Source organism: Micromonospora coxensis (genome assembly GCF_900090295.1).
GTDB classification, from domain to species: Bacteria; Actinomycetota; Actinomycetes; order Mycobacteriales; family Micromonosporaceae; genus Micromonospora; species Micromonospora coxensis.
In genome coordinates, this window is the sequence record NZ_LT607753.1 from 4,595,289 (window position 1) to 4,621,613 (window position 26,325).

The following is a 26,325-nucleotide window of genomic DNA, read 5'->3' on the forward strand; positions in this document are numbered from 1 at the left end:
GGTGACCGTGGCGGCGCGGCGGCCTCAGCGCGGAGTACGCGTCTTGGGCAGGTCGAACTGGTCGGCGGCCTTGCAGTCCTTCTGCCCGCCGGCCGCGCCCGGCCCGAGCCGGTCGAGTTCGGCGCGCGCCCGGGCCCGGCCCAGGTTCCAGGCGTACCAGGGGTCGGGCTGGTCGAGGTCGTCGTCGATCCAGCTCAGCGTGCAGCGGCGGACCCGGTCGGGAAGCGTGGCCAGCGCCGGGGTGGCGTCGGCGGAGAGCGCCCGCAGGTACCACGCGTCGATCTTGCCGGTCTGCTCGTACCGGGCGACGTTGCGGCGGGCGGCGTAGTCCTCCGGGTTGAGCACGGCCAGGCTCAGCAGCATCGCCACCGCCAGGGCGACGGTGACCCCGGGGATCCACCGCCCGCGCCACCGTACGCCGGCCGCGAGGACCATTAGGAAGACCGCCCCGAGCAGCAGCTCGAACGCCATCACGAAGATCCGCTCCCCGGTGAAGCTGTAGACCTTCTGGTACGCGTACATCCGGGACAGCGCCGAGATCACGATCACCACGCTGAGCACGCTGATCAGCCCGAGCAGCACCCGCAGCAGGGTGCGCTCCGCCGGCGTGTCCCGCCGCGCCCACCGGGTGACCCCGCCCAGCACCGCCAGGGTGAGCAGGGTGACGACGACGAGCTGCCAGAACCCGCTGCGGGCGTACTCGGCGTAGCTGAGGCCGGCGGTGCGCAGGACGTGGCGCTGGCCGCCGAAGAGCACGGTGAACTGCACGGCCACGAAGCCGCCGAAGAGCGCGGTCAGCGCGGCGATCGCCGGGGCCCACTCCAGGATGCCGAAGCGCCGCTCACCCGGCTTGTCCACGGTGGAGAGGTCCGGCGGGGCGGCCAGGGTGTAGACGGCGGCGACGGCGATCAGGCCGCCCACGGCGGCCAGGAAGAGCCACCGGAACACGCTGCCGACGTTGATCTCCGGCACGATCGCGCCGAGGACCTCGGAGAAGGCCGCGTCGGCGGAGGAGAGCAGGCCGCCGAAGACCAGCAGCACCAGCACGGTGGCGACCACCGACCAGAGCACCCGTCGGACCGCCCCGGTGTCCGGCCCGGTGGTGACGTGCCGGCGTACCCAGGGCAGGCCCCGCAGGGCCGCGAACGGGGCGGCGACCAGGCTGAACAGGATCGAGCGGAGCAGTCGGCCGCCGACGATCGCCAGCGCCGCGCAGCCGAGCGCGCCGAGCACGCAGAAGGTCACCAGCCACCAGGCGTTGCGGAAGGCGAGCACGGCGAGCAGGGCGAGCGCCGCCCCGGCCCAGCCGGCCCGGACCAGCCGTTCGCTCCGGGGCAGGGCGGCGGTGCGCCGCCGGACGCCGAGGACCACCGCGACGGTCAGCACGAGCCAGCCCAGGAACCAGCCGATGCCCACCCGGCTCAGCGGCACGAAGGACGCCACGCCCAGCGCCGCGGCGCCGACCGCGGCGGGCACCGCCCATCCGGTGGCCGGCTCCGGGCCGGGCCAGCGGGTCTGCAGGAACGACGGCGGTGGCGGGCCGGGGCGGGGCGCCCAGGAGACCGGCGGGCCGCCGTACTGCGGCATCGGCCGCGCCCCCGGCGGCGCGGCGAGCGGCCCGGGTCGCGCGCCGGACACCACCGGCAGCGCCGGTTCCGCGACGGCGACGGCCGGACCGGTCGCGGCCTCGGTGCGGGGGGAGGGGACCGGGTTCGGACCGCCGGCCGACGGCTCCTTCACCGCGCTGGCGGCCGGTCCGGTGCCGGCGGTCGTCGGGGCCGGTGCGTCGGCCGGTCCGGTGCCGGCGGTCGTCGGGGCCGGTGCGTCGGCCGGTCCGGCGCCGACGGTCGGGGCCGGTGCGTCGGCCGGTCCGGCGTCGGCGGTCGGCCCGGCGTCGGCGGCTGCCGGGTTCGCCGGCGTCGGCGCGCCGCTGACCTGGGCCGGGATCACCGGGCCGGCGGACGCCGCAGTCGGGGTCGGCGCGCCGGGCGGGGCCGAGGGCGCGTCGGCGGCGTCCGTCGCGCCGCCGGTGGTCACCGGCGGCGCCGGGCTCTCCGGCGCCGCAGCCGGCACCAGCGGTACGAACACCGCGTACCCCTGGGTGCCGGGTGGCACGGTGACCGGGATGGCCCAGGCGGGCTGGCCCTCCTGGCCCGGCCACACCACGCTCGGCGGGGCGCCGTCGGCGGTCGGCATGACCAGCAGGTACGGCGTCCCGCCGGTGGGCAGGGGGTTGCCGGCGCCCCCGGCGGGCGCGGTGCCCCCGGGGGAGTCTGGCGTCGGTGGCGGCTCGGACACGGCACGCTCCTCGATCACGGAGTGGTGCGGTCACTGTAGAGGCGTGCGGGTGCCGCCCGCCGTCCCGTGACCCGGCGTGCCGTGAGCAGGTACGACCGGTCAGCAGACCCGGGCCGGGCCGGTCACCCCGTCGGGGCCGTCGCGCTCGACGGCGGTGAGGTTGGCGATCGTGGTGCCGGCGATGTTGTGCAGCGCCTCCTCGGTGAAGAACGCCTGGTGGCCGGTGATCAGCACGTTCGGGAAGGTGCTGAGCCGGGAGAAGTCGTCGTCGCGCAGCATCTGGTCGGAGAGGTCCTCGAAGAACAGGTCGGTCTCCTCCTCGTACACGTCCAGACCGAGGTGGCCGATCCGGCCGTTCTTCAGCCCGGAGATGACCGCCCGGGTGTCGACCAGCGCGCCCCGACTGGTGTTGATCAGCATCACCCCGGGACGCATCTGCCGGATCCGCTCGGCGTCGATGAGGTGGTGGGTGTCCGGGGTGAGCGGGCAGTGCAGGGTCACCACGTGCGACTGGGCCAGCAGCGTCTCCAACGGCACGTACTCCACCCCGACGGCGAGCGCGTCCGGGTTGGGGTAGGGGTCGCTGGCCAGCACCCGGCAACCGAAGCCGGCCATGATCCGGGCCACGCAGACCCCGATCTTGCCGGTGCCGACCACGCCGACGGTCCTGCCGTGCAGGTCGAAGCCGAGCAGGCCGGTCAGGGCGAAGTTGTGCTCGCGTACCCGGTTGTGCGCGCGGTGGATCTTGCGGTTGAGGGCGAGCATCAGGCCCACGCAGTGCTCGGCGACCGCGTACGGCGAGTACTCCGGCACCCGGACCACGGTGAGGCCCAGCTTCGCGGCGGCGGCCACGTCGACGTGGTTGTAACCGGCCGAGCGCAGCGCCACCACCCGCACCCCGGCCCCGGCGAGCTGCTCCAGCACGGGCGCGCCCAGGTCGTCGTTGACGAACGCGCAGACCGCGTCCGCGCCCCGGGCCAGGGTCGCCGTCTCCGCCGACAGGCGGGGCTCCAGCAGGGCCAGCTCGTGCCGCCCGTCGGCGTTCGCGGCGGTGAGGAAGTCCCGGTCGTACGGCTTGGTGCTGAAGACGGCCACTCGCATGGTGATCACGGTAGGCGGCCCGTGACCGCAGTGCGGAGCGGCTCCCAGCAGCCGGGCGGCCGGAACGGGGTTTCCGGCCCGTCGAACCTTTGCCGCCCGGCGTCCGTACCAGTGCGTGGGAGGTCCACCTGATGACCGTACGTCGAGTGCTCGCCGCCGTCGCGGCCGTCGCCGCGACCGTCCTGTCGACCGCGACGCCCGCCGCGGCGCACGGCGCGCCCACCAACCCGATGAGCCGCTCCGCGGCCTGCGGTCCCGAGGGTCCGCACGCGGCGACCCCGGCCTGCCGGGCGGCCGTCCGGGCCGGCGCGGCCCTGAGGGAGTGGGACAACGTACGGGTCTTCGGGGTCGCCGGCCGGGACCGGGAGGAGATCCCCGACGGCGAGCTGTGCAGCGGTGGCCTCTCCGCGTACCAGGGGTTGGACCTGCCCCGCGTCGACTGGCCGGCGACCGAGCTGACCGCGGGTGCGACGTTCACCTTCCGCTACCGGGGCACCATCCCGCACAAGGGCACGTTCCGGCTCTACGCCACCCAACCCGGGTACGACCCGCAACGGCGGCTGACCTGGGACGACCTGTCGCCGCGCCCGTTCCTGACGGTCACCGACCCGCCGTTGCGCAGCGGGTCGTACCAGATGCGGGGGCAGTTGCCGGTCGGGCTGACCGGGCGGCACCTGATCTACACCGTGTGGCAGAACTCCGACACCCCGGACACCTACTACTCCTGCTCCGACGTGGAGTTCCGGCCGGGGGCGCAGCCGTCCCCGGCCGCCCGCGCGACCGACTCGCCGGCCGCCGAGGTCGCCACCCCGACGTCCCCCGGCGCCTCCGCGGTGCCGGCGTTCACAGCGGCGCGGGACCCGGGCGTACCGGTCGCGTCGGTGACCGAACTCGGCGGTGACGACCTCCGGCTGGTGGTCGGTGGCGTCGCGGTCACCGCCGTCCTGGTCGCCGTGCTGGCCGCGATGCGGCTGCGCCGGCCCGCCCCCGCTCCGCCGGGCCGCCCCTGCGAGGTGCGCAACCACCGGGTCGGTCGCCGCCGCACCTGGTGACGCCGCCACCCGGCGCGGCGGTGGGCCGGCGCCGGGTGCGGGTCGCGTGTCGGTGCCGGGTGTGGTCGGCGGGAGCGGTGGTCAGCCGAGCAGGCGGTCGATCTCGGCCAGCTCCTCGGCGGTGAAGTCGAGGTTCTCGACGGCGGCGACGTTGGTCTCCAGCTGGGCCACGCTGCTCGCCCCGATGATCAGGCTGGTCATCCGGGGGTCGCGCAGCGCCCAGGCGAGGGCGAGCTGGGCGAGGGTCTGCCCGCGCTGTTCGGCGATCCGGCCGAGCCCCCGGATGGTGGTCAGCTTCTCCTCGGTCAGGTCGCTCTCGTTGAGGAAGACGCTGGTGCGTACCCGGGAGTCGGCCGGGATGCCGGCCAGGTAGCGGTCGGTGAGCAACCCCTGCGCGAGCGGGCTGTAGGCGATGCAGCCCGCGCCGACCTCGGCCAGGGTGTCCAGCAGGCCGTCGGCCTCCGTCCAGCGGTTGAGCATCGAGTACGACGGCTGGTTGATCAGCAGCGGCGTGCCCAGGTCGCGCAGGATCGCCGCCGCCCGGGCGGTCTGCTCGGAGTCGTAGTTGGAGATGCCGACGTAGAGCGCCTTGCCGGAGCGGACGGCGGCGTCGAGCGCGCCCATCGTCTCCTCCAGCGGGGTGTCCGGGTCGTAGCGGTGCGAGTAGAAGACGTCGACGTACTCCAGCCCCATCCGGCGCAGCGACTGGTCCAGCGAGGAGATCAGGTACTTGCGCGAGCCCCACTCGCCGTACGGTCCGGGCCACATCAGGTACCCGGCCTTGGTGGAGATCACCAGCTCGTCCCGGTACGGCTTCAGGTCGGTGGCGAGCATCCGGCCGAACGCCTCCTCGGCCGCCCCGGGCGGCGGGCCGTAGTTGTTCGCCAGGTCGATGTGGGTGACCCCCAGGTCGAAGGCGCGCCGGACGATGTCCCGCTGCCGCTCGTACGGCCGGTCCGGCCCGAAGTTGTGCCAGAGCCCCAGCGAGACGGCGGGCAGCCGCAGTCCGCTGCGCCCGCTGCGGCGGTAGGTCATCCGGTCGTAGCGCTCATCCGCGGCGAGGTAGGTCACGACCTCGACCCTAGACCGCCGTGACCCGGTCCGACCGTGCGGGCGTGCCACCGGTGGCGACGCGGGTAGCGTCGAGGACATGCGTTTCGTCCCGCTCGACACTCCCCGGCCCATTTCGAAGATCGGTCTCGGCACCTGGCAGTTCGGCGCGAAGGAGTGGGGTTACGGCCCCGACTACGAGCGGCGGGCGGCGGAGATCGTCCGGCGGGCGCTCGACCTCGGGGTCACCCTGTTCGACACCGCCGAGCTGTACGGCTTCGGCCGCAGCGAGCGGATCCTCGGTGCGGCGCTCGGCGACGACCGGGACAAGGTCGTGGTGGCCAGCAAGGTCTTCCCGGTGCTGCCGCTCGCCCCGGTGGTGCAGCAGCGCGCGGTCGCCTCGGCGGCCCGGCTCGGCGTCCGCAGCATCGACCTCTACCAGGTGCACCAGCCCAACCCGGTGGTCGCCGACACCACCACCATGCGGGGCATGCGCGCCCTGCAGGACGTCGGGCTCGTCGGCGAGGTCGGGGTCAGCAACTACAGCCTGCGCCGGTGGCGGTTCGCCGAGGCCGCGCTGGGCCGCCGGGTGCTGAGCAACCAGGTCCGCTACAGCATGATCGACCGTGGTCCGGAGGAGGACCTGATCCCGTACGCGGAGCGGGCCGGTCGGATCGTCATCGCGTACAGCCCGCTGGCGCAGGGGTTCCTCTCCGGCCGGTACGACGCGACGCACCCGCCCGGCGGCGCGGTGCGCCGGGCCAACCCGTACTTCCTGCCGGAGAACCTGGAGCGCGGGGCCGCGCTGATCGCGACGCTGCGCGAGGTGGCCGACGCGCACCGGGCCACGCCGAGTCAGATCGCCCTGGCGTACCTGCTGCGGCACCCGAACGTGGTGGCCATCCCCGGCGCGTCCGGGGTGGAGCAGATGGAGCGCAACGCCGCCGCCGCGGAGATCGACCTCGCCGACGACGAGTACGCGGCCCTGGCCACCGCCGCCCGGCAGTTCCGGCCGGTCACCGGCCTGGCCGCGGTGCCGAAGCTGATCCGCGCTCGGGCCGGGCGGTGACCGGGGCGGACGAGCACACGGGCCGGGCGGTGACCGGGGCGGACGAGCACACGGGCCGGGCGGTGACCGGAGCGGACGAGGGCCGGGTCGTCGACTGACCCGCCGCCCGGACGGCGGCGGTGACGGTGACCCGCCGTCCGACGAGGGCACCCGGCACCCGGGACATGGCCGATCTCCCCGGCGCGGGGGATCCGCCCGGCCCGGCGGGTGACGACAATGACCGGATGGGCCTCCGCACGGCAGTCGCGCCGCTGATCCGTGCCAGCACCCTCCGACGCGGCGTGTTCCTGCTGCTCGGCGGGGTGCTGGTGCTGCCGTACGTGCTGCTCGGCGTGACCTTCGCGCAACTGTTCACCCAGGGTGAGGTGCCCCGGCCGCTGGTCCTCGGGCTGGTGGTGATCGCCGCCGTCATCGGCGCGGCGCCGTTCTTCCTCGACGGCAGCCGGGCGTTGGAGATCGCCGCCGTCCGCGCCCTGCTCGGCGTACGGCTGCCGGAGCCCGCCGCCGGGCACCCGGCGGACCGGGAGACCCGGCTGCGCGCGGCGCTCTGGATCGCCATGCACATGACCGTCGGCGGGGCGGTGATGTTCGCGCTGATCAGCGCCCTGCCGATGGCGCTGTCGGTGATCGCCGCGCAGTTCGGCATCGGCGTCGAACTCGTCGCCCGGCAACGGTTCGGCCCGCTCGACGGGCAGGACACCGGCTGGCTGACCCTCACCGGCGTGCTGGTGCTGCTCGGCCTCGGCTACGCCGTCGCCGGGCTGGGCGCGCTCGCCACCTCGATGGCCCCGGTGCTGCTCGGCCCCTCGCCGGGTGAGCGGATCGCCGCCCTGGAGGCGCGGGCCGCCCGGCTCGCCGAACGCAACCGGCTGGCCCGGGAGCTGCACGACTCGGTCGGCCACGCGTTGACCGTGGCCACCCTCCAGGCCGGCGCGGCCCGGCAGTTGCTCGACGACGACCCGGAGTTCGTCCGGCGCGCGCTCACCGCGATCGAGGAGACCAGCCGGCACGCGATGGACGACCTGGACCACGTGCTCGGCCTGCTCCGCGACAGCGGCGACGGCAGCCGCGCCCCGGCGGGCACCGCCCCGCAGCGCACCCTGACCCAGCTCGACCGGCTGGTCGCCGACACCCGTACGGCCGGGCTGCCGGTGACGGCGGAGATCAGCGGCGCGCTGGGCGAGGTGCCGGCGGTGGTGTCCCGCGAGGGCTACCGGATCGTGCAGGAAGGGCTCACCAACGCCGCCCGCTACGGTCGTGGGCCGGTGCGGCTGCGGGTGGGCGTACCCGGGGAGCCGGACGCCGGGGACGATCCGCCCGGCGACCGGTGGCTGGAGATCGAGGTGGACAACGCCCTCGCCGGGGTGGCCCGGCCGGGGCGCGCCGGGCGCGGGCTGGACGGCATGCGGGAACGGGTGCTGCTGCTGGGCGGCCGGATCACCGCCGGGCCGGAGGGCGACCGCTGGCGGGTCAGGGTGCGGCTGCCGGTGCCGAGGGGGGAGACACGGTGAGCGTGGACGTGCTGGTCGTCGACGACGACGAGCTGATCCGGGTGGGGCTGCGGGCGATCATCGACGCCCAGCCGGACCTGCGGGTGGTCGGGGAGGCCGCCGACGGCGCGGAGGTGCCGCCGCTGGTGGCGAAGCTGCGTCCCCGGGTGGTGCTGATGGACGTGCGGATGCCCTCGATCGACGGCATCCAGGCCACCCGGCGGCTGCTCGCCACCTCGGCCGATCCACCCAAGGTGCTGGTCGTCACCACCTTCGCCAACGACGAGTACGTCTACGAGGCGCTGCGCGCCGGGGCGAGCGGCTTCCTGCTCAAGCGGGCCCGGCCGGCCGAGGTGGTGGAGGCGATCCGGGTCGTGGCGGCCGGTGACTCGTTGCTCTTCCCGGCGGCGATCCGGCAGCTCGTCGGGGCGTACGGCGGTCCGGGCGGGGACCGGCTGCGCTCGGCCCGGCTCACCGAACGGGAGGCCGAGGTGCTGCGCCTGATGGCCACCGGGCTGTCCAACACCGAGATCGCCGCGCAGCTCGTCGTCGGTGTGGAGACGGTGAAGACGCACGTCGGCAACGTGCTGGCCAAGCTCGCCGTTCGGGACCGCACCCAGGCGGTGATCGCGGCGTACGAGTCGGGCTTCGTCGTTCCCACCGGCTGATCCCCTTCCGGGGACGAACCGGTCCCCCGGGCGGGGGAGCGGGTTCGCCGGCGCGCGGGAGGGACGCCGTCGCGGCACGGCCGACGCTGGTGCCATGACGACGATCACCACTGCGTCCCGCACCCACGGCGGCTGGACCGGGCGGGCCGCGCCGCTGGCCGCCGGCTGGCTCGGCCTCTGGGGCCTGCTCGCCCTGCTCTGCACCCTCACCGGCGCCGGCTACCCGTTCGGCGCGAACGACCCGCACGGTGGCGGCGCCAGCCTGCTCCGGCTGGTGCCGGTGGAGGCCGGCCCACCGGTCTTCGCCGTGCTCCTGCTCGGCGCGGCGGTCGTCGCGCTGGCGATGAGCGGTGCCGTGGCGACCGGCCTGCCCCGGGCGCTGCGCGTCCTGCTGCTCGGCTACGGCTGGACGGTCGCCTTCCTGCTCGCCGTCGTGGTGCCGGATTTCCGGGTGCTGGCGGTCCTCGGGTACCTGCCGATCCTGATCGTCGGCGCGCCGTTCGGCTGGCCGGACGTGGACTACGCCGAGATCTTCACCTGGTCGCTGTCCGCCCGGTTCGCGGCCGTCGTCGGCGGGGTGCTGCTGGCCGGGGCGGTGCTGGCCTGGCAACGTCGCACGGCCGCCGGGTGCCCGGCGTGCGGGCGGGACGGTACCGACGGTGACGGGGCGCGGTTGGCGGCGGTCGTCCGGCGGGGCCGGTGGGCGACCTACCTGGCCGCGCTCATCCCCGCCCTGTACGCGGTGACCCGGCTGGCCTGGGCGGTGGGCGTCCCGCTCGGCATCGACCGGGCGATCCTCGACGAGATGCGGGACTCGGGAGCGGTGTGGGCCGCCGCCGGGCTGGGCGGGTTCGCCATGGTGGGTTCGATCCTCACGCTCGGCCTGGTGCAACGGTGGGGCGAGCGCTTCCCCCGCTGGATGCCGGGGCTGGCCGGCCGGCGGGTGCCGGTGGCCCTCGCCGTCGTGCCCGCCGGTGGGGTGGCGGTGGCGGTGACCGCCGCCGGTGTGGGCCTGCTCTCCACCCCGGCCTTCTGGGACTTCTCCGAAGGGGTCGACCTGGCCACCGCGCCGGCCCTGCTCTGGCCGCTCTGGGGCGTCGCCCTCGCCGTCGCCACGTACGCCTACCACCTGCGCCGCCGGGGCGGCTGCCGCCGGTGCGGTCGGCACTGAGCCTGCCGACGTCCGGACGCCCCGCCGGTACGGGTGGGGCGTCCGGACGGGTGGGCAGCACGCGGAAGGGGGCGGGGGCGGGTGCGCCGCGCTAGCGTGGTTCGGGTGACTGCGCCCAACCAGGTTCTCCCGGTCCCGCCCGCCGACCTGCCGGGCACGCTCGGCGCGCTGCGCGCCGCCGGGCACGGGTACAAGAGCGTCAAGCAGGAACTCCGGGACAACCTCCTCGCCCGGATGCGGGCCGGCGGCGACCGGTTCCCCGGCATCGTCGGCTACGACGACACCGTCCTGCCCGAGGTCGAGCGGGCCCTGCTGGCCGGCCACGACATGGTGCTGCTCGGCGAGCGCGGCCAGGGCAAGACCCGGCTGATCCGGTCGCTGGTGGCGCTGCTCGACGAGTGGACCCCGGTGATCGAGGGCTCGGCGCTCAACGAGCACCCGATGCGTCCGCTCACCCCGGCGTCGCGCGCGCTGGTCGCCGAGGCCGGTGACGACCTGCCGGTCGGCTGGCTGCACCGGTCGATGCGGTACGGCGAGAAGCTGGCCACCCCGGACACCAGCGTCGGTGACCTGATCGGCGACGTGGACCCGATCCGGCTGGCCCAGGGGCGCACCCTCGGCGACCCGGAGACCATCCACTTCGGACTGGTGCCCCGCACCAACCGGGGGATCTTCGCGGTCAACGAGTTGCCCGACCTGGCCGAGCGGATCCAGGTGGCGCTGCTCAACGTGCTGGAGGAGCGGGACATCCAGGTGCGCGGCTACCAGCTGCGGCTGCCGCTGGACCTGCTCCTGGTGGCCAGCGCCAACCCGGAGGACTACACCAACCGGGGCCGGATCATCACCCCGCTCAAGGACCGCTTCGGCGCGGAGGTCCGCACCCACTACCCGGTCGACCTGGACCTGGAGCTGGCGCTGATCCGGCAGGAGGCCGACCTGGTCGCCGAGGTGCCCGAGCACGTGCTGGAGGTGCTGGCGCGCTTCGCCCGGGCGGTGCGCGAGTCCCCGTCGGTGGACCCCCGCTCCGGGGTCTCCGCCCGCTTCGCGATCGCCGCCGCGGAGACCGTCGCGGCCGCCGCGCTGCGCCGCTCCGGCCTGCTCGCCGCCGGTTCCGCCTCGTCGGCGGCCGGCGACGAGGCGGTACGCCCCGAGGCGCCCGTCGCCCGGGTCGGCGACGCGGTGTCGGTGACCTCCACCCTGCGCGGCAAGGTCGAGTTCGAGAGCGGCGAGGAGGGGCGGGAGATCGAGATTCTGGCCCACCTGTTGCGTACCGCGACCGCCGAGACGTTCCGGGCCCGGCTGGCCGGGCTGGACCTCTCCGGCTTCACCGCCCTGGTGGCCGAGGGCACCGTGATCGAGACCGGCGAGCTGGTCTCCTCGGCCGAGCTGCTGCGCCAGGTGGGCACCGTCCCCGGGCTGGCCAAGGCGCTCGACCGGCTCGGGCTGGGCGACGCGCCCACCCCGGAGGAGGCCGCCGCCGGGGTGGAGTTCGTCCTCGAAGGGCTGCACCTGACCCGGCGGCTCGGCAAGGACGTCACCGAGTCGGGCCGCACCGTCTACGGCGGCCGGAGCTGACCGTGGCCGGCAACCGGTTCCGGTACGGCCAGTGGCGCGGCGGGCCCGACCCGCTCGCCCCGCCGTACGACGTGCGGGCCGCCGTGGACGCGGTCGGCGCCGAGGTGCTGGCCGGCGGCAGCCTGCGCGAGGCGCTGCGCGACCTGCTGCGCCGTGGTCCGCAGGGGCGGGGCGGCCTGGACGACCTGGCTACCCGGGCCCGGCGGCTGCGTCGGGAGGCGCTGCGCCGGGGCGACCTGGACGGCGCGGTCACCCGGGCCCGCGCCCTGCTCGACCAGGCGCTGGCCGCCGAGCGGGACGAGTTGCGCGGGCGCGACGGCGACGACGCGCGCTTCGCCGAGGCGGTGCTGGACAACCTGCCCCGCTCCACCGCCCGGGCGGTGGAGGAGCTGGCCGGGTACGACTGGGCCAGCGACGAGGCGCGGCAGGCGTACCGGCGGATCCTCGACGGGCTGCGCGGTGAGGTGCTGGAGCAGCGCTTCGCCGGGCTGCGCGACGCGGCCCGGGCGGCCGGCGACCCGGTCGTGCAGCGGCAGCTCGCCGAGATGATGGGCGACCTCAACGACCTGCTGGCCCGGCACGCCCGCGCCGAGGACACCACCGACGCGTTCGCCGAGTTCATGCGCCGGCACGGGCAGTTCTTCCCGGAGCAGCCGAAGGACGTCGACGAACTGGTCGACGTGCTGGCCCGGCGGGCGGCGGCGGGGCAGCGGCTGATGCGCTCGCTGTCGGAGCGGCAGCGCGACGAGCTGGCCGGGCTGATGCGGCAGTCCCTCGGCGACCGGCTGGCCGGTGAGATCGCCGCGTTGGACGGGCACCTGCGGGCGCTGCGTCCCGACCTGGACTGGCAGCGCGGGGAGCGGGTCCGGGGCGATCAGCCGCTCGGTTACGGCGAGGCGACCGGGGCGCTCGGCGAGATCGCGGAGCTGGACGAGCTGCTGGACGCCCTGGACCAGGAGCACCCCGGGGCCACCCTGGACGACGTCGACGTCGAGGCGGTCGCCCGGACGCTGGGCCGCGACGCCGCCGACGACGTACGCCGGCTGCGGGAGCTGGAGCGGGAGCTGCGCCGGCAGGGTTGGGTGAGCCGGGACGCCGACGGGCTGACCCTGAGCCCGAAGGCGCTGCGCCGGCTCGCCGGCACCGCGCTGCGGCGGGTCTTCGCCGACCTGACCGCCGGCCCGCGCGGGCAGCACGACCTGCGCGCCGCCGGTGCGGCCGGCGAGGTCAGCGGCGCGTCCCGCCCGTGGGAGTACGGCGACGAGCAGCCGCTGGACGTGGTGCGCACCCTCACCCGCGCGGTGCGCCGCGCCGGGCCGGGCGTGCCGGTGCAGCTCGCGGTCGACGACTTCGAGGTGGTGGAGACCGAGCGGCGGGCGTCGGCGGCGGTGGCGCTCTGCGTGGACCTGTCGTACTCGATGATCTCGCAGGGGCGCTGGGGGCCGATGAAACAGACGGCGCTGGCCCTGTCGCACCTGGTGGCGACCCGCTTCCCGCAGGACGCCCTGCAGATCGTCGGCTTCGGCCGCCGGGCGTTGCCGTTGACCCAGCAGGAGCTGGTGGCGGTGGAGCCGGACCTGGAGCAGGGCACCAACCTCCAGCACGCGCTGCGGCTGGCCGGGCGGCACCTGCGCCGCCATCCGGGGGCGCAGCCGGTGGTGCTGGTGGTCACCGACGGGGAGCCGACCGCCCACCTCGACCCGGACGACGGGGAGGCGTACTTCCACTGGCCGCCGCTGCCGGAGACGATCGAGGCGACCGTCCGCGAGGTGGACCGGCTGACCCGGTACGGCACCACGTTGAACCTGTTCATGCTCGGCGACGACCCGGGCCTGCGCCGCTTCGTCGACGCGGTGGCCCGCCGGTCGAGGGGGCGGATGTTCACCCCGGACCTGGAGGACCTCGGCGAGTACGTGGTCTCCGACTACCTGCGCGCCCGCCGGGGTCGCCGCTGACCCGTCCGGGTGATCCGGCGGGGCGGCGGGGTGTGCGGGGCGCCGGGGCACGTTGACTGGTGTCATGGACAGCGGCGACCTGCGGCGGGCGTACGACGAGCTGCTCGCCGAGGTGGAGGCGGGCGGCTTCGGCGTGCCGCCGCCGGGGCAGCTGAGCGCCGAGCAGATCGTGGCGCACCTGGCCGCCAACGACGAGCTGATGAGCGAGGCGACCGAGGCGGTGCTGGCCGGGTCGCCCTTCGCCTACTACGACCTGGAGACGATCCACCGGCCGCAGGTGGACGCGCTGGTCGCCGAGTGCGGTGGGCTGGACGGCCTGGCCACCCTGCTGCGCGCCACCAGTCACAAGCTCTGCGCCCTGGTGGAGCGGCTCGGCCCGGCGGCCGACACCCCGGTCGAGACGCACCTGCGGGAGGGCTTCGACCTGCGGGTGGACGAGCCGCTGCCGTGGTCGCGCACCCTGGACCTGCACACCCGCGTGCACCTGCCCAAGCACCTGGCCCAGCTACGCATGCTGCGCCCGGTGCCCGCGTAGCCGACGACGTCGACCGGACGGGCGTGGCGGACGACCCTCGCCGACGCGCAGGGTGCCGGGCAGGCCGGTCTCCTGGAGGGCGTCGGCCGGGCGGGCGTGGCCGGCCGATCAGGCCGGACGGCGACGGCTCAGCCGATCGACCACTGCTGCTGGGCGGAGCCGGTGCAGGGCACCTGGCGCAGCTCGTCGCCGGCCTCGGTGCCGCCGTCGGAGACCTCCGCGCACTTGCCGGAGTGCACCGCGACCAGCAGCACCGGGCCGCTGCCCACCGGGCTCAACCGCCACTGCTGGTTGGCCTGGCCGTGGCACGGGTACTGCTGGAGCTTCGCGCCGTCGTCGCCGCTGCCGCCCTCGACGTCCAGGCACTGGCCGTGCGCGGCGTTGGTCAGGGTGACCAGGTCGGGGGTGACCGGGTTGGCCACCCACTGCTGCTCCGGCCCGCCGGTGCAGGCGGCCAACTGGGCCTCGGCCTTCTCGTCGTCGCCGTCGGTGCCGACGCAGAGGCCGGAGACCACCGACCGGAGCACCTTGGGGCCGGTGACCGCCGCCGGAGCCGGCGGGGTGGGCGACGCGCTCGGCGAGGGCGGGGCGGGGCTGCTCGCCGTCACCTCGGGGATCTCCGGGGTCGGCTCCTCGGTCGGCGGCGCGGACGCGGCCTTCGCCGGCACCACCGGGGGCTCGTCGCCACCGCCGAGCACGCCGGTGGCGAAGAAGACCCCCAGCAGCACGCCGACCAGCCCGGTGGCCAGCGCGAACCGCATCAGCGGGTCCTGCGGCAGCCCGGGGCGCGCGGCCCGGCGGCCGCCGTACACGGTGCCGGCCGGGTCGTGGTGTTCGTCGGGGACGGACATGGGGGCATCCTGACCCACCGGTCGGGTCGACGGCCACCCGGCCCGCCCGGCGGTGACTCAGTCGACGACCGTGACGTCCTTCCAGAAGGCCACCCGGTCGCGCACCATCTCGGCCTCCGGCTTCGGGTCCGGGTAGTACCAGACGGCGTCGGCGCTGGTCCGGCCCGCGTGGGTGAGCGTGTAGTAGGAGGCGGTGCCCTTCCACGGGCAGACCGTGTGGGTGGCCGACTCCTGGATCAGGTCGGTGCGCAGGGCGGAGCGGGGGAAGTAGTGGTTGCCCTCCACCATGACGGTGTCGTCGCTCTCGGCGACGACGAGGTCGTTCCAGACGGCTTTCGGCATGGATCCCACGCTATGTCGGTCGGGCCGCCGTGACCACCGCTCGGCTGCGCTCCGCCGATCGGGGTCGGCGGCGACGGGCGCGGTGTCGGCGGGCCGCCGGGTCCTGCTGTCCGGTTCCGGACGCGCAGAGGCCACCGTGGACGTCCCCACGCGAGTGGCGTTCGGCGCGTAAGGTGATCTCATGCGCGCGCTGCGTGATCATGACCAGGCGGTGGCGACGCTGCGGCGGTCGTACGCCGCGGTGCCCCCCGGACAACCCGTCCGCCTCGCCAAGCGCACCTCCAACCTGTTCCGTCCCCGGGCGGCCACCAGGGCACCCGGGCTGGACGTCTCGGGGCTGGACGGCGTCCTCGGGGTGGACCCGCAGGCCCGCACCGCCGAGGTGCAGGGCATGTGCACCTACGAGGACCTCGTCGCCGCCACCCTCCCGCACGGGCTGATGCCGTTGGTCGTGCCGCAGCTGCGCACGATCACCCTCGGCGGCGCGGTCACCGGGCTGGGCATCGAGTCGACGTCGTTCCGCAACGGCCTGCCGCACGAGTCGGTGACCGAAATGGACGTGCTCACCGGCGCCGGCGACCTGCTCACCGTCCGGCCGGAGGGGGAGCACGCCGACCTGTTCGCGGCGTTCCCGAACTCGTTGGGCAGCCTCGGGTACGCCACCCGGCTGCGCATCGAGCTCCAGCCCGTACGGCACGCGGTGGCGCTGCGCAATGTGCGGTTCAGCCGGCTGGAGGAGTTGACCGAGGCGATCGGGGACGTGGTCACCAAGGGGGAGTGGGAGGGTCGGCCCGTTGACGCGATGGACGGGGTGGTCTTCAGCCCCGGCGAGGCGTACCTGGTGCTGGGCAGCTTCACCGACGACCCGTCGCCGCCGAGCGACTACACCGGCCAGGCGATCTACTACCGCTCGCTGCGCGAACGCACCCGCGACGCGCTGACCACCCACGACTACCTGTGGCGCTGGGACACCGACTGGTTCTGGTGCTCGGCGGCGTTCGGCGTGCAGCATCCGCTGGTCCGCCGGCTCTGGCCGGCGCGCTGGCGGCGCAGCGACGTCTACCACCGGTTGGTCCGGTTGGAGCACCGCCACCAGGTGGCCGCCCGGGTGGACCGGTGGCGTGGCCGGCCCGCGCGGGAGCGGGTGGTGCAGGACGTGGAGATCCCCCTGGAGCAGACGGCCGAGTTCCTGCGCTGGTTCGCCCGGCACGTGGGGATGAGCCCGGTCTGGCTCTGCCCGCTGCGGCTGCGTGAGCCGGCGGGGTCGGGGTCGGCCCGGGTGTGGCCGCTGTACCCGCTGCGGCCGGGGGAGACCTACGTCAACGTCGGCTTCTGGGGGACTGTGCCGATCGCCGAGGGTGCGGCGGACGGCGACGTGAACCGCTCTGTGGAGCGGGCGGTGTCCGAGGCGGGCGGCCACAAGTCGCTCTACTCGGACGCGTACTACGACCGGGAGACGTTCGACCGGCTCTACGGCGGGGACGTCTGGCGCGCCGTGAAGGACCGCTACGACCCGGACCACCGGCTCACGGGACTGTACGAGAAGGCGGTAGCGAGGAAATGAGCCTGACCGACCGAGAACAGGGGGCGGCGAGCACCCCGTCCACACCGCCGGCGGGAGGCCGGCGAATCGGCACGACGGTCGCGGACGTCGTCCGCGCGGTCACCGCCCGGGACCTGCCGGTCCGCATCACCGGGTACGACGGCAGCGCGATCGGCCCGACCGACTCCGGGATCACCCTGGCCATCCGCACCGAGCGGGGCCTGTCGTACCTGCTCACCGCGCCGGGTGACCTGGGCATGGCCCGGGCGTACGTCAGCGGTGACCTCGGGCTGGAGGGGGTCCACCCGGGCGACCCGTACGAGGCGCTGCGGGTGCTCAAGGACGAGTTGCGGTTGCGGCCGCCGTCGGTGGCCGAGGGGCTGGCGCTGGTGCGCGGGCTGGGCTGGGAGCGGCTGCTGCCCCCGACGCCCCCGCCGCAGGAGGCACAGCCGCGCTGGCGGCGGGTGGTCAACGGGCTGCGGCACTCCCGGCTGCGCGACAGCACCGCCATCTCGCACCACTACGACGTCTCGAACGCCTTCTACGAGAAGGTGCTCGGCCCGTCGATGACCTACACCTGCGCGGTCTACCGCAGCCCGTCGGACACTCTGGAGCAGGCCCAGGCGGCCAAGTACGACCTGGTCGCCGGCAAGTTGGCGCTCAAGCCGGGGATGCGGCTGCTCGATGTCGGGTGCGGCTGGGGCGGGATGGTCCGGCACGCCGCCCGCGAGTACGGCGTGCAGGCCCTCGGGGTGACCCTGTCGCGGGCTCAGGCGCAGTGGGCGCAGGCGGCGATCGAGCGGGAGGGGCTGACCGGGCTGGCGGAGGTGCGTCACCTGGACTACCGGGACGCTCCCCGGCAGCAGTTCGACGTGATCTCCTCGATCGGGTTGACCGAGCACGTCGGGGTGCGCAACTACCCGGGGTACTTCGGGGCGCTGCGGGACCGGCTGCGTCCGGGGGGCCGGCTGCTCAACCACTGCATCACCCGGGCCGACAACCGGGCGCCGCACCGCTCGGGCGCGTTCATCGACCGGTACGTCTTCCCGGACGGCGAGCTGGCCGGGCCGGGCCGGCTGATCAGCGAGGTCCACGACGCCGGGCTGGAGGTGCACCACGAGGAGAACCTGCGCCAGCACTACGCGCTGACCCTGGCCGCCTGGTGCCGCAACCTGGTCGAGCACTGGGACTTCTGCGTCGGTGAGGTGGGCCAGGGCACCGCCCGGGTGTGGGGGCTGTACATGGCCGGGTCGCGGCTGGCCTTCGAGCGCAACGGCATCCAGCTGCACCAGGTCCTGGCGACCCGGAACGGGCCGGACGGGGTGAACGGGTACCCGCTGCGTCCCGACTGGACCGCCTGAGTCGACGAGAGCCGCGCCGGTGATCCGGCGCGGCTTTCCTCGACCCTGTTGACAAAGGAAGTTTTTACGTACAAGCTGGTTTTGCCATGAGAGACGTCCTGTACCTGGAACAGATCGAGCAGGCCGAGGTCCTGCTGAAGCCGCAGCGCGTCGAGGTGCTGCGGCAGCTGGCCGAACCCCGCACCTGCACCGAGGTCGCCGCCCGGCTGGGGCAGACGCCCCAGCGCGTCTACTACCACGTCCGGCAGCTGGTCGCGGCCGGTCTGGCCGAGCAGGTGCGAACGCGTCAGGTGCGCGGCATCACCGAGGGCATCTACCAGGCCGCCGCCCGGTCGTACTGGCTCTCGCCCCGGCTCGTCGGGCGGGTCGGCGGGCTGCGCCGGGCCCGCGACGAGCTGAGCCTCGGCCACCTGCTCGACCTGATGGAGGAGGTCCAGGCGGACGTCGCCGCGCTCGACCGGTCGGCGCCGGAGCTGCCCTCGATCGGCGTCTCCGGCGAGATCCGGGTGCCGGCCGAGCGCCGGCAGGAGTTCCTGCACGACCTGCGGTCCACGCTGCAGGACCTGTTCACGCGCTACGGGGGCGCCGAGGGGGACGCCTTCAAGCTCGCCGTGGCCTGCTACCCCAAGGGAGAAGACCATGACTGAACCGATGACCATCGCCGTCCGGCTCGCCGCGCCCGTCGAGGCGGTCCGGCGGGCGGTGACCGACCCGGCCGAGCTGCGCCTGTGGTTCGCCGAGCACGCCGAGGTCGAGCTGCCCCGGCGGTACGAGTTCTGGGGCCGGTACACACCGGAGGGCGACGCCCCGCACCAGCGGCTGCTGCACGTCGACGAGGACACGCTGCGCTTCGCCTGGCTGCTCGACGGGGTGGAGACCACCAGCGGGATACACCTGGCCGCCGAGGGGCCGCAGCAGACCCTGCTGACCCTCACCCAGAGCCACTTCACCATGGCCGAGGCGTTCGACGGCAGCAGCATCCGGGGGGTGTTGCAGACCTGGTGGTCGCTGTCGCTGGCCAACCTCGCCGCGCACCTGGAGGGGCGCCCGCTGCTGCCGCGTACCGACTTCACCTCCGCCGAGCTGCGCGGCGAGCTGCTGATCGCCGCCCCGGCGGCGAAGGTCTGGGAGTCGCTCACCGACTCCGACCAGGCCAGCGCCTGGTTCGGGTACCCGATCGGGATCGAGCCCTGGGTCGGCGGCCGGTACGCGATGGGCGGGTTCGAGTCCGGGTACGCGGCGAAGGTGGTTGACCTGGATCCCGGCCGTGCCCTCTCCGTCGACTGGGGACCGACCGGCGTCACCAGCTGGGAACTCGCCGAGTCCGACGGGAAGACGAAGCTGACCTTCGTGCAGAGCGGCTTCGACGAGGGCAACCCGCCGTACGCGGCGTGGACCGGGAGCGTCGCCGGCCTCTCCGAGCTGCGGCGCTACCACGAGATGCCCGACTGGCAGCCGATCTGGGTGACCGAGGAGGTGCCGACCGGCGCCTGAGCCGTCCGGCCGGACACCGTCACCCGGGCCCGCGTCACGCCGGCGCCCCACCGGCCCCGAACCCGGTGGGGCGCCGGCGCGCGAGCTACGGACCCGACGAGGTCAGCGCCTCGGCCCGGCGCAGCAGGGCCCGCCGCTCCGGCTCGGAGCAGACCAGGCCGGCGGCGTGGCGGAAGAGCGCGGCGGCGCGTACCGGGTCGCCGTGCCGGGCGGTCAGCTCGGCCTCGGCGGCCACCGCCGGTGGATAGCCGTCGAGCGCGCCGCCGGTGCGCGCCTCCACGATCAGGTCCAGCCCCGCCCGGGGGCCGTGGGCGTAGCCGTGCGCCACCGCCCGGTTGAGCCGGACCACCGGGGTGGGACGCAGCCGGGCCAGCTCGTCGTACCAGCCGGCGATGGCGGCCCAGTCGGTGTCCGCGCCGGTCGCGGCGGTGGCGTGGGCGGCGGCGATCCGGGCCTGGAGGGCGTACGGGCCGTGACCGGCGCGGGCCAGCACGGCCAGGCCCTCGGCGACGGCGTCGGAGTCCCAGCGGGAGCGGTCCTGCTCGTCGAGGGTGAGCAGATTGCCGTCGCCGTCCCGGCGGGCCGCCCGGCGCGAGTTCTGCAACAGGAACAACGCCAGCAGGGCGGCCACCTCCGGCTCGTCCGGCAGCAACCGGTCGAGCAGCCGGGCCAGCCGGATCGCCTCGTCGGCGAAGGCCGGCTCGCCGTCCGCGTCGTACCCCCGGGTGAAGAGCAGGTAGAGCACGGCCAGCACGCCCGGCAGCCGCTCGACCAGCGCGGCCCCGGCCGGCACCCGGTACGGGATGCCGGCCGTGGCGATCCGGGCCTTCGCCCGGGTGATTCGCCGGGTCATCGTCGACTCGCCGACCAGGAAGGCGCGGGCGATGTCGGCGGTCGGCACCCCGGCCACCGTACGCAGCGTCAACGCGACCCGCGCCTCCGGCGCCAGCGCCGGGTGGCAACAGGTGAAGATGAGCCGCAGCCGGTCGTCCACCACGTCCCCCTCCTGCTCGGGCTCCCGGGCCGTGTCGGTGAGCAGCGCCAGCTCGTGCAGCTTGCGGCGCTCCACCGAGGCCCGGCGCAGCACGTCCACGGCCCGGTTGCGGGCGGTCGTCATCAGCCAGCCGCCCGGGTTGCCGGGCACGCCGTCGCGGGGCCAGCGCTCCAGCGCCGACGCCAGCGCCTCCTGGGCGCAGTCCTCGGCCAGCGTCCAGTCCCCGGTGGCGCGGATCAGCGCGGCGACGATCCTCGGGTACGCCTCGGTGCCCGCCTCGGCCACGGCCCGCGCGGTGTCGGTGCCCACCTCAGTCCAGCGGGTCGAACGGGCGCAGCTCGATCCGCCCCGCGTACGCCATCGGGTGGGCGCGGGCCACCTCGATCGCCTCGTCCAGGTCGGCGCACTCCAGGATGTCGAAGCCGACGATGACCTCCTTGGTCTCGGCGAACGGCCCGTCGGTCAGCAGCAGCTCGCCGCCGCGTACCCGGACCGTGGTGGCCCCCGACGGCGGGGCCAGCCGCTCGCCGAGCACCCGCTGGCCGGCGGCGTCCCGGTCGGCGACCCACCGCTCGATGTCCGGGGCGGCGTCCGGGTCGGTGTCCGGCTCGGTGTCGGTGCAGACGAACATCATGAACTGCATGTCTTCGGCTCCTCGGTGTCGTGGTCTCATCAGGGTGACGAACGCGGGAGCCGGATCCGGACACTCGCGGGACGGAAAGTTCCGCGACCGGCGTCGGGACGCGGCCCGGCGGGTCAGACCGCTTCCGGGCCCTGCTCGGGGATCATGTCATCGTCACCGCAGCTCGGCGAGGGTTCCCGAGGAGGCCAACGATGCCCCGCGACGACTGGAAGGGTGTCGTCAACCAGATCCTCTACGGATTGATCTTCACGAGGGACCTGGACGACGACGCCGCGAGCCGGATGGCCGACGCGATGGTCGAGCGGCGGCACTTCGGGGCCGGCCCCGGTGTCTACGCCGCCGCGATCGTGCGGGCCCGCCGGCACCGCGGCCCGCTCACCGACGAGATGCCGACGCCGCACGGGGAGGAGGGGTTCCGGGCCTTCCTGGAACTGCTCGCCGCCGAACTCGACGCCCGCCGTCCGTGGCGGCGGACCACGTCCTGAGATTCGGGGATTCAACCGCCGCCGGTGGGGTACAGCCGGGCGATGTTCTTCATCTTCGGACTGCGCACGTCGGTCAGCCGCTCGGGGGTGGCCACCGCCGTCTGCCGCAACTGCGGCAACCGGGCGGCGCAGGTCATCACCCGGCGGTCGACGAAGTTCACCCTCTTCTTCATCCCGCTGATCCCGGTGCGCACCCGCTACGTGCAGCAGTGCACGTTCTGCGGTGCCGAGTACGCCATCTCGAAGGACGAGGCCCGTCGCCTCCCGGTCGGCTGAGCCGATGGCCCGTTTCCTGTGCTGGCTGATCGGCCGGCAGTCCGTCGTGCCGGACCCCGCGCCGGTGCACACCGTCTCCCGTCCGCCCTGCACCCCGGGTCGCCGCCGGCAGCGTCGTCGTCGGCCGTCGGCGGGGGCGCGGCTGCCCCGCTCGCCCTGGAACCGGTCGGCCGAACGCTGACCCGACCCCGTGCCGGACCCGCCCCCACCTGCCCGTTCTAGGCTGGGGCCGCCGAGTCACGGGGAGAATCGTTGCGCAACCACCCGGCCGTCGTGCTGGTCGCCGTCCTGCTGTCCACCATCTCGCTGCCCGCGTCGCTGACCGGCGCCTCGGTGGCGTTGCCGGAGATCGGCCGGGACCTCGACGCCGGGCTGGCCGGCGTGCAGTGGGTGGTGAACGGCTACAACGCCACCTTCGCCAGCTTCATGCTCGCCACCGGCGCGCTGGCGGACCTGCTGGGCCGGCGGCGGGTCTTCGCCACCGGTGTCGCGATCTTCGCCGGCTCCGGGCTGGCCGCCTCGGCGGCGAGCGGCATCGTGCTGCTCGACCTGCTGCGGGCGCTCGCCGGGGTCGGTGCGGCCGCCGCCGCGACCAGCGCCTCCGCCATCCTGGCCGCCACGTTCACCGGCCGGGCCCGGGCCCGCGTGTTCAGCCTCTTCGGTACGACCATCGGCGTCGGCCTGGCCTTCGGCCCCTCCATGGCCGGGCTGCTGATCGACGCCTTCGGCTGGCGGGCCGTCTTCGCCGGGCCGGCCCTGGCCGCCCTGGTGGTGCTGGCGCTGACCCCGCTGCTGCCCGAGTCGCGCCAGCCGCACGCCGGCCGGATCGACTGGCCCGGCACGGTCACCTTCACCGCCGCGCTGCTGCTGCTCATCTTCGGCTTCGTGCAGGGGCCCGAGACGGGGTGGTCGGCTCCGGTGATCGTGTCCGCGTTCGTCGCCGCGCTGCTCCTGCTGGTGGCCTTCGTCGTGGTGGAGCGCCGCCGCCCCGATCCGATGTTCGACCTGGCCCTGCTGGCGAGCCCCCGCTTCGTCGGGATCTGCCTGGCGGCGGCGACCATCGTCGCGGTGCTGGTGCCGCTGCTGGTGTACCTGCCGTCGTACCTGACCACGGTGGTCGGGATGAGCCCCGGCGCGGCCGGCGCCACGCTGATCCTGCTGACCGCGCCGACGTTGGTGCTGCCGCTGCTCACCGGCGCGACGGCCCGGCTGGTGCCACCCGCGGCGGTGGTCGTCACCTCGGTGGCGGTGGTGGCGGCCGGCGCGGCCTGGGCCACCGTCCTGTCCCCGGCCAGCGGCGCGGCGGCCCTGGCGGGCCCGCTGCTGACCATCGGCGTCGGGGTGGGCCTGTCGATCGGGCTGCTCGACGCGATGGCGATCGGCAGCGTCGCGCCGCACCGGGCGGCGACCGGCGCCGGGATGATCAACACGGCCCGGTTGGCCAGCGAGACGGTCGCCATCGCGGTGGTCGGCGCGGTGCTGGCGAGCACGACCGGTGGCCGGCTGGCCGATCCGGGCTTCACCGGTGGGCTGCGCACGGTGCTCTGGTCGATGGCGGCGCTGGCGGTGACCGCCGCGCTGGTGACCGCCGCGCTGGTGCGCCGCGCCCGGATCCAGGGCAGCCCGGTCGGCTGAGGTGCCCGCCACCCGCCCGCGCGGTGCCGGCCGGGGTGACGGCGGACGGCTATCGTGGCCTGTCGTGACGAGCACCGCGCAGCGACTGGCCGCCATCCGGGGTGACGCGCCCCCGAAGCGGCACAACGCCCGTACCATCGCCGCGCTGACCGGCAACCCGGGCTGTGCCCGGCGGGCGGTGCTCGACGGCGCCGGGGTGGACAAGCCGAGGCTCGCCGAGCGGATCGGCTTCCCGGCCCGCTTCGGGCAGTCCCGCTTCGCCATCACCCGGGGCAACGCGTTCGAGGCGCAGGTCAAGGCCGACGGCGGGGTGGAGCTGCTACGGCTGGTCGCGCGGCGGCTCGGTGTGCCGGTGCCGGAGCGGGCCAGCTGGACGGACCTGGGCGGCGCGGACGACCTGCCGGACCGGCACGAGCGGTCCCGGCGGGCGTTGACCGACGTGGGGCCGGAGGCGGCGCTGTTCGACCATCCGCTGCTCGGGCTGGACGTGGCCGGGCAGCGGGTGAGCCTGGAGCCGGACCTGGTCGCCGCCCGCCTCGGCGGCCGGTTCCACGTGGTGGAGATCAAGTCGTTCCCGGTGGTCGACGGGCAGGCCGACCCGGCGAAGGTCTCCGCCGCCGCCGTCCAGTCGGCCGTGTACGTGCTGGCGCTGCGCGAACTGCTCGCCGCCGAGGGGCACGACGAGGAGCTGGTCTCGCACGACGTGGTGCTGGTCTGCCCGCGCGACTTCACCAACCGGCCGGTGGCGAGCCTGCTCGACGTGCGCAAGCAGTTGCTGGTGCTGCGCCGCCAGCTCGACCGGATGGCCCGGCTGGACGACCTGCTGGCCGTGGTGCCGGCGGGGTTCACCGCCGACCCGGCGGCCGACCCGGCCGCGCTGGCCGCCGCGCTGCGCACCGTCGAGGCCCGCTACGCGCCGGAGTGCCTGGCCAGTTGCGAGCTGGCGTACTTCTGCCGGGACGAGGCGCGCGGACACACCGGCGCGCTGGGCCGGCCGGTCCGCGAGGCGCTCGGCGGTGTCGGCACGGTGGCCGACGTGCTGGCGCTGGCCGCCGGCGAGCGTGCCCCCGACCCCGGGCAGGAGGAGGCCGCCGCGCTGCTGCGGGCCGCCGCCCACCTGCGCGCCGACGCCCTCGCCGGAGACCCCGCATGAGCACGCTGCGCGCGCTGGCCCGGGCGCAGGCGGTCGCCGCCGGGGTGGCCCAGCCGGTGGCCACGGTCCGCCATCTGCACCTGTCCGAGCGGCCGCTGGTGCTGGTGCCGCTCGGCATGGCCGGGGAGGCGAACGCCCCGCTCGCGGCGCTGGTCGGCACGGCCCCGGACGACGGGCGGCTGCTGATCGTGCCGCAGCCGCGCAACCGGGACCAGCGGTTCCGGTTCGCCGCCGAGCTGGCCGCGATCGTGCTGCCGTACCTGGACTCGTTCCGGGGGGTGTCGGAGGCGGTGCCGGTGGACCGGGGCCGGGACGTGCGGTACCGGTACGTGGACGCGCCGCAGCTGCTGGTGCCGAGCCCGGCCGGGGTGGGTTTCCTGCGGCTGTTCGGCCGCTCCACCCGGTTCCGCCGCCCCGACGGCGAGTACCCGGTGCACCCCGACGTGCCGGTGCTCGGGCGGTGGTTGACCTTCTTCACCGAGCGGGCCGAGCATCCCGGCTCGTCGGCGCTGCTGGCGATGACCGACGCGTTGACCCTGCACTGGGCCACCGGGCAGAGCGCGGTGGAGGATCTGCACCTGCCGGCGTTGCTGGGCTGGATCGACCCGCCCGCCGGGCTCACCGGCGCGCAGGCGGCCGCCCGGGCGGAGGATCCGGGGATTTGCCCGCCGGCTGGTCCGGCCACCGACCCGGACTTCGACAACCGGGTGCTCGCCCCGGCCGTGGCCGCGTACGCCGAGGCGGGGGAGGATCCGGTCGCGCTCGCGGCGGCGTACGCGGAGCTGGAGCGGGTGCTGCGCGAGCAGCTCGCGCCCACCTGGGAGCTGATGTGGCGCGGCGTCGGGTTGTTGCGGGCCCTGCCGCCCGGGGCGCGGGTGGCGGGCCGCTGGGACGGCGACAAGGACGCCTTCACCGGGTACGCCGAGCACGTCGACGCGGGTGGCGCGCCGCAGCCGCGCCGGGACGGGGCGGTGGCCGCGGCCGTCCGGCTGCACCGGCTGGAGCGGGCCCTGACCTCGTACGCGGTGCAGCGCGCCTACGACGATCCGCTGGTCATGGCGGAGCACCGGCTGACCGGTGAGGCGTTCGTCGGCGAGGTGACCCTGGCCGACGCGAAGCGGGTGGACGACAGCGGCCGGCGGCCGGTGCTGCGCCCGCGTATCCAGGTGGTGACCACCGAGCCGGTGTCGGTGCCGGTGGGGGCGACGCTGTACTCCCCGGTCCGCCCGGCGCAGAAGGCGAAGGTGGTCTTCGTGACCCCGGCCGACGGCAAGACCGAGGTGGTGCTGGAGCTCTCCGGTGGGATGGGGCGGGGGCTGACCGCGCCGCCGGGCACGGTGCCCGAGGTGGGGGAGCGGCTCTGCCTGACCACGCTCTCCGACGCGTACCTGCCGGCGGGGGCGTTCCCCGCGCCGGAGGAGACCCCGTGGACGCACGGCGGTCCGCCGGGGTCGGGGGTGGACCCGGCGATCGACGGCGACGCCGCCGAGGAGTGGGCCTGATTCACCCTGCGTGACGGCAACAATGCATTTACATGCTTGAAACTTAACCGGTTCAGGAGTCCACTTGTGGAACGGGCCCTGA

General features: G+C 75.1%; 25 protein-coding genes. 18 read left to right on the forward strand and 7 right to left on the reverse strand.

Annotated features, from left to right (window positions below):
• Window positions 1-24: 24 nt before the first annotated feature.
• Window positions 25-2,298, reverse strand: coding sequence for a DUF4153 domain-containing protein (locus GA0070614_RS21065; protein ID WP_088979563.1), 2,274 nt, complete (start codon window positions 2,296-2,298; stop codon window positions 25-27).
• Window positions 2,299-2,397: 99 nt separating this feature from the next.
• A complete protein-coding gene (locus GA0070614_RS21070; protein WP_088979564.1) occupies window positions 2,398-3,399 on the reverse strand; it encodes a 2-hydroxyacid dehydrogenase in 1,002 nt (333 codons plus the stop codon).
• 131 nt (window positions 3,400-3,530) lie between these two features.
• Between GA0070614_RS21070 and GA0070614_RS21075 the strand changes: the two genes are divergently transcribed.
• A complete protein-coding gene (locus GA0070614_RS21075; protein ID WP_088977579.1) occupies window positions 3,531-4,451 on the forward strand; it encodes a lytic polysaccharide monooxygenase auxiliary activity family 9 protein in 921 nt (306 codons plus the stop codon).
• Between the two features lie 81 nt (window positions 4,452-4,532).
• On the opposite strand, the gene mgrA is transcribed toward GA0070614_RS21075, so the two are convergent.
• Window positions 4,533-5,522 carry an L-glyceraldehyde 3-phosphate reductase gene (gene mgrA, locus GA0070614_RS21080; RefSeq protein WP_088977580.1) on the reverse strand — a complete coding sequence of 330 codons (990 nt, stop codon included), beginning with the start codon at window positions 5,520-5,522 and terminating at the stop codon, window positions 4,533-4,535.
• A 79-nt stretch (window positions 5,523-5,601) separates the two neighbouring features.
• Here mgrA and GA0070614_RS21085 point away from each other — a divergent pair, with 79 nt between their 5' ends.
• The 7 genes from GA0070614_RS21085 (at window position 5,602) to GA0070614_RS21115 (ending at window position 13,964) form a co-directional block, all read left to right on the forward strand.
• The gene (locus GA0070614_RS21085; protein WP_088977581.1) at window positions 5,602-6,570 is read left to right on the forward strand and encodes an aldo/keto reductase; all 969 of its coding nucleotides are present in this window, start codon (window positions 5,602-5,604) and stop codon (window positions 6,568-6,570) included.
• A 224-nt stretch (window positions 6,571-6,794) separates the two neighbouring features.
• Window positions 6,795-8,081 (forward strand): sensor histidine kinase, encoded by a 1,287-nt coding sequence (locus GA0070614_RS21090; protein WP_088977582.1) that lies wholly within the window; start codon window positions 6,795-6,797, stop codon window positions 8,079-8,081.
• Window positions 8,078-8,728 carry a response regulator gene (locus tag GA0070614_RS21095; protein ID WP_088977583.1) on the forward strand — a complete coding sequence of 217 codons (651 nt, stop codon included), beginning with the start codon at window positions 8,078-8,080 and terminating at the stop codon, window positions 8,726-8,728. Before GA0070614_RS21090 ends, GA0070614_RS21095 begins: the two co-directional genes overlap by 4 nt.
• A gap of 94 nt (window positions 8,729-8,822) precedes the next feature.
• Window positions 8,823-9,899 (forward strand): hypothetical protein, encoded by a 1,077-nt coding sequence (locus GA0070614_RS21100; protein ID WP_088977584.1) that lies wholly within the window; start codon window positions 8,823-8,825, stop codon window positions 9,897-9,899.
• Window positions 9,900-9,995: 96 nt separating this feature from the next.
• Window positions 9,996-11,474: a sigma 54-interacting transcriptional regulator gene (locus GA0070614_RS21105; RefSeq protein ID WP_088977585.1), complete on the forward strand. Its 1,479-nt coding sequence runs from the start codon at window positions 9,996-9,998 to the stop codon at window positions 11,472-11,474.
• Window positions 11,475-11,476: 2 nt separating this feature from the next.
• Window positions 11,477-13,429 (forward strand): VWA domain-containing protein, encoded by a 1,953-nt coding sequence (locus GA0070614_RS21110; RefSeq protein WP_088977586.1) that lies wholly within the window; start codon window positions 11,477-11,479, stop codon window positions 13,427-13,429.
• A 64-nt stretch (window positions 13,430-13,493) separates the two neighbouring features.
• On the forward strand, window positions 13,494-13,964 hold the full coding sequence (locus GA0070614_RS21115; protein ID WP_088977587.1) for a hypothetical protein: 471 nt from the start codon (window positions 13,494-13,496) through the stop codon (window positions 13,962-13,964).
• 128 nt (window positions 13,965-14,092) lie between these two features.
• On the opposite strand, the gene GA0070614_RS21120 is transcribed toward GA0070614_RS21115, so the two are convergent.
• Both GA0070614_RS21120 and GA0070614_RS21125 read right to left on the reverse strand, forming a co-directional pair.
• On the reverse strand, window positions 14,093-14,815 hold the full coding sequence (locus tag GA0070614_RS21120; protein ID WP_088977588.1) for an RICIN domain-containing protein: 723 nt from the start codon (window positions 14,813-14,815) through the stop codon (window positions 14,093-14,095).
• A gap of 57 nt (window positions 14,816-14,872) precedes the next feature.
• Window positions 14,873-15,157, reverse strand: a complete 285-nt coding sequence (locus GA0070614_RS21125; protein ID WP_088977589.1) for a DUF427 domain-containing protein — start codon at window positions 15,155-15,157, stop codon at window positions 14,873-14,875.
• Window positions 15,158-15,338: 181 nt separating this feature from the next.
• On the opposite strand from GA0070614_RS21125, the gene GA0070614_RS21130 reads away from it, so the two are divergent.
• The 4 genes from GA0070614_RS21130 to GA0070614_RS21145 all read left to right on the forward strand — a co-directional run bounded on the left by GA0070614_RS21130 (window position 15,339) and on the right by GA0070614_RS21145 (window position 19,555).
• A complete protein-coding gene (locus tag GA0070614_RS21130) occupies window positions 15,339-16,721 on the forward strand; it encodes an FAD-binding oxidoreductase (protein WP_088977590.1) in 1,383 nt (460 codons plus the stop codon).
• On the forward strand, window positions 16,718-18,061 hold the full coding sequence (locus GA0070614_RS21135) for a class I SAM-dependent methyltransferase (RefSeq protein WP_088977591.1): 1,344 nt from the start codon (window positions 16,718-16,720) through the stop codon (window positions 18,059-18,061). The genes GA0070614_RS21130 and GA0070614_RS21135 overlap by 4 nt, the downstream gene beginning before the upstream one ends.
• An 86-nt stretch (window positions 18,062-18,147) precedes the next feature.
• Complete coding sequence (locus tag GA0070614_RS21140; protein WP_088977592.1) at window positions 18,148-18,708, forward strand: winged helix-turn-helix domain-containing protein; 561 nt, start codon at window positions 18,148-18,150, stop codon at window positions 18,706-18,708.
• Window positions 18,701-19,555 (forward strand): SRPBCC family protein, encoded by an 855-nt coding sequence (locus GA0070614_RS21145; RefSeq protein ID WP_088977593.1) that lies wholly within the window; start codon window positions 18,701-18,703, stop codon window positions 19,553-19,555. The genes GA0070614_RS21140 and GA0070614_RS21145 overlap by 8 nt, the downstream gene beginning before the upstream one ends.
• Window positions 19,556-19,640: 85 nt before the next feature.
• Here GA0070614_RS21145 and GA0070614_RS21150 read toward each other — a convergent pair whose 3' ends face one another.
• A complete protein-coding gene (locus tag GA0070614_RS21150; RefSeq protein WP_088977594.1) occupies window positions 19,641-20,858 on the reverse strand; it encodes an RNA polymerase sigma factor in 1,218 nt (405 codons plus the stop codon).
• Window position 20,859: 1 nt separating this feature from the next.
• Window positions 20,860-21,192, reverse strand: a complete 333-nt coding sequence (locus GA0070614_RS21155) for a YciI family protein (RefSeq protein WP_088977595.1) — start codon at window positions 21,190-21,192, stop codon at window positions 20,860-20,862.
• Window positions 21,193-21,383: 191 nt separating this feature from the next.
• Here GA0070614_RS21155 and GA0070614_RS21160 point away from each other — a divergent pair, with 191 nt between their 5' ends.
• The 6 genes from GA0070614_RS21160 (at window position 21,384) to GA0070614_RS21180 (ending at window position 26,243) form a co-directional block, all read left to right on the forward strand.
• On the forward strand, window positions 21,384-21,677 hold the full coding sequence (locus GA0070614_RS21160; RefSeq protein WP_088977596.1) for a hypothetical protein: 294 nt from the start codon (window positions 21,384-21,386) through the stop codon (window positions 21,675-21,677).
• A gap of 42 nt (window positions 21,678-21,719) precedes the next feature.
• Window positions 21,720-21,953, forward strand: coding sequence for a zinc-ribbon domain-containing protein (locus tag GA0070614_RS21165; protein WP_088979565.1), 234 nt, complete (start codon window positions 21,720-21,722; stop codon window positions 21,951-21,953).
• 4 nt (window positions 21,954-21,957) lie between these two features.
• Complete coding sequence (locus GA0070614_RS30305; RefSeq protein WP_157745054.1) at window positions 21,958-22,134, forward strand: hypothetical protein; 177 nt, start codon at window positions 21,958-21,960, stop codon at window positions 22,132-22,134.
• A 71-nt stretch (window positions 22,135-22,205) separates the two neighbouring features.
• Window positions 22,206-23,588, forward strand: coding sequence for an MFS transporter (locus tag GA0070614_RS21170; protein ID WP_088977597.1), 1,383 nt, complete (start codon window positions 22,206-22,208; stop codon window positions 23,586-23,588).
• 64 nt (window positions 23,589-23,652) lie between these two features.
• Entirely contained in the window at window positions 23,653-24,741 is a 1,089-nt protein-coding gene (locus tag GA0070614_RS21175; RefSeq protein ID WP_088977598.1) for a hypothetical protein, read from the forward strand.
• Window positions 24,738-26,243: a hypothetical protein gene (locus GA0070614_RS21180; RefSeq protein WP_088977599.1), complete on the forward strand. Its 1,506-nt coding sequence runs from the start codon at window positions 24,738-24,740 to the stop codon at window positions 26,241-26,243. The genes GA0070614_RS21175 and GA0070614_RS21180 overlap by 4 nt, the downstream gene beginning before the upstream one ends.
• Window positions 26,244-26,325: the final 82 nt, after the last annotated feature.

Bases quoted from the DNA above. Each gene is read 5' to 3' on its own strand.
- GA0070614_RS21070 (WP_088979564.1), bottom strand. From the start codon at position 3,399: ATGCGAGTGGCCGTCTTCAGCACCAAGCCGTACGACCGGGACTTCCTC.
- GA0070614_RS21075 (WP_088977579.1), top strand. From the start codon at position 3,531: ATGACCGTACGTCGAGTGCTCGCCGCCGTCGCGGCCGTCGCCGCGACC.
- GA0070614_RS21085 (WP_088977581.1), top strand. From the start codon at position 5,602: ATGCGTTTCGTCCCGCTCGACACTCCCCGGCCCATTTCGAAGATCGGT.
- GA0070614_RS21090 (WP_088977582.1), top strand. From the start codon at position 6,795: ATGGGCCTCCGCACGGCAGTCGCGCCGCTGATCCGTGCCAGCACCCTC.
- GA0070614_RS21100 (WP_088977584.1), top strand. From the start codon at position 8,823: ATGACGACGATCACCACTGCGTCCCGCACCCACGGCGGCTGGACCGGG.
- GA0070614_RS21115 (WP_088977587.1), top strand. From the start codon at position 13,494: ATGGACAGCGGCGACCTGCGGCGGGCGTACGACGAGCTGCTCGCCGAG.
- GA0070614_RS21120 (WP_088977588.1), bottom strand. From the start codon at position 14,815: ATGTCCGTCCCCGACGAACACCACGACCCGGCCGGCACCGTGTACGGC.
- GA0070614_RS21125 (WP_088977589.1), bottom strand. From the start codon at position 15,157: ATGCCGAAAGCCGTCTGGAACGACCTCGTCGTCGCCGAGAGCGACGAC.
- GA0070614_RS21130 (WP_088977590.1), top strand. From the start codon at position 15,339: ATGCGCGCGCTGCGTGATCATGACCAGGCGGTGGCGACGCTGCGGCGG.
- GA0070614_RS21135 (WP_088977591.1), top strand. From the start codon at position 16,718: ATGAGCCTGACCGACCGAGAACAGGGGGCGGCGAGCACCCCGTCCACA.
- GA0070614_RS21140 (WP_088977592.1), top strand. From the start codon at position 18,148: ATGAGAGACGTCCTGTACCTGGAACAGATCGAGCAGGCCGAGGTCCTG.
- GA0070614_RS21145 (WP_088977593.1), top strand. From the start codon at position 18,701: ATGACTGAACCGATGACCATCGCCGTCCGGCTCGCCGCGCCCGTCGAG.
- GA0070614_RS21155 (WP_088977595.1), bottom strand. From the start codon at position 21,192: ATGCAGTTCATGATGTTCGTCTGCACCGACACCGAGCCGGACACCGAC.
- GA0070614_RS21160 (WP_088977596.1), top strand. From the start codon at position 21,384: ATGCCCCGCGACGACTGGAAGGGTGTCGTCAACCAGATCCTCTACGGA.
- GA0070614_RS21165 (WP_088979565.1), top strand. From the start codon at position 21,720: ATGTTCTTCATCTTCGGACTGCGCACGTCGGTCAGCCGCTCGGGGGTG.
- GA0070614_RS30305 (WP_157745054.1), top strand. From the start codon at position 21,958: ATGGCCCGTTTCCTGTGCTGGCTGATCGGCCGGCAGTCCGTCGTGCCG.
- GA0070614_RS21180 (WP_088977599.1), top strand. From the start codon at position 24,738: ATGAGCACGCTGCGCGCGCTGGCCCGGGCGCAGGCGGTCGCCGCCGGG.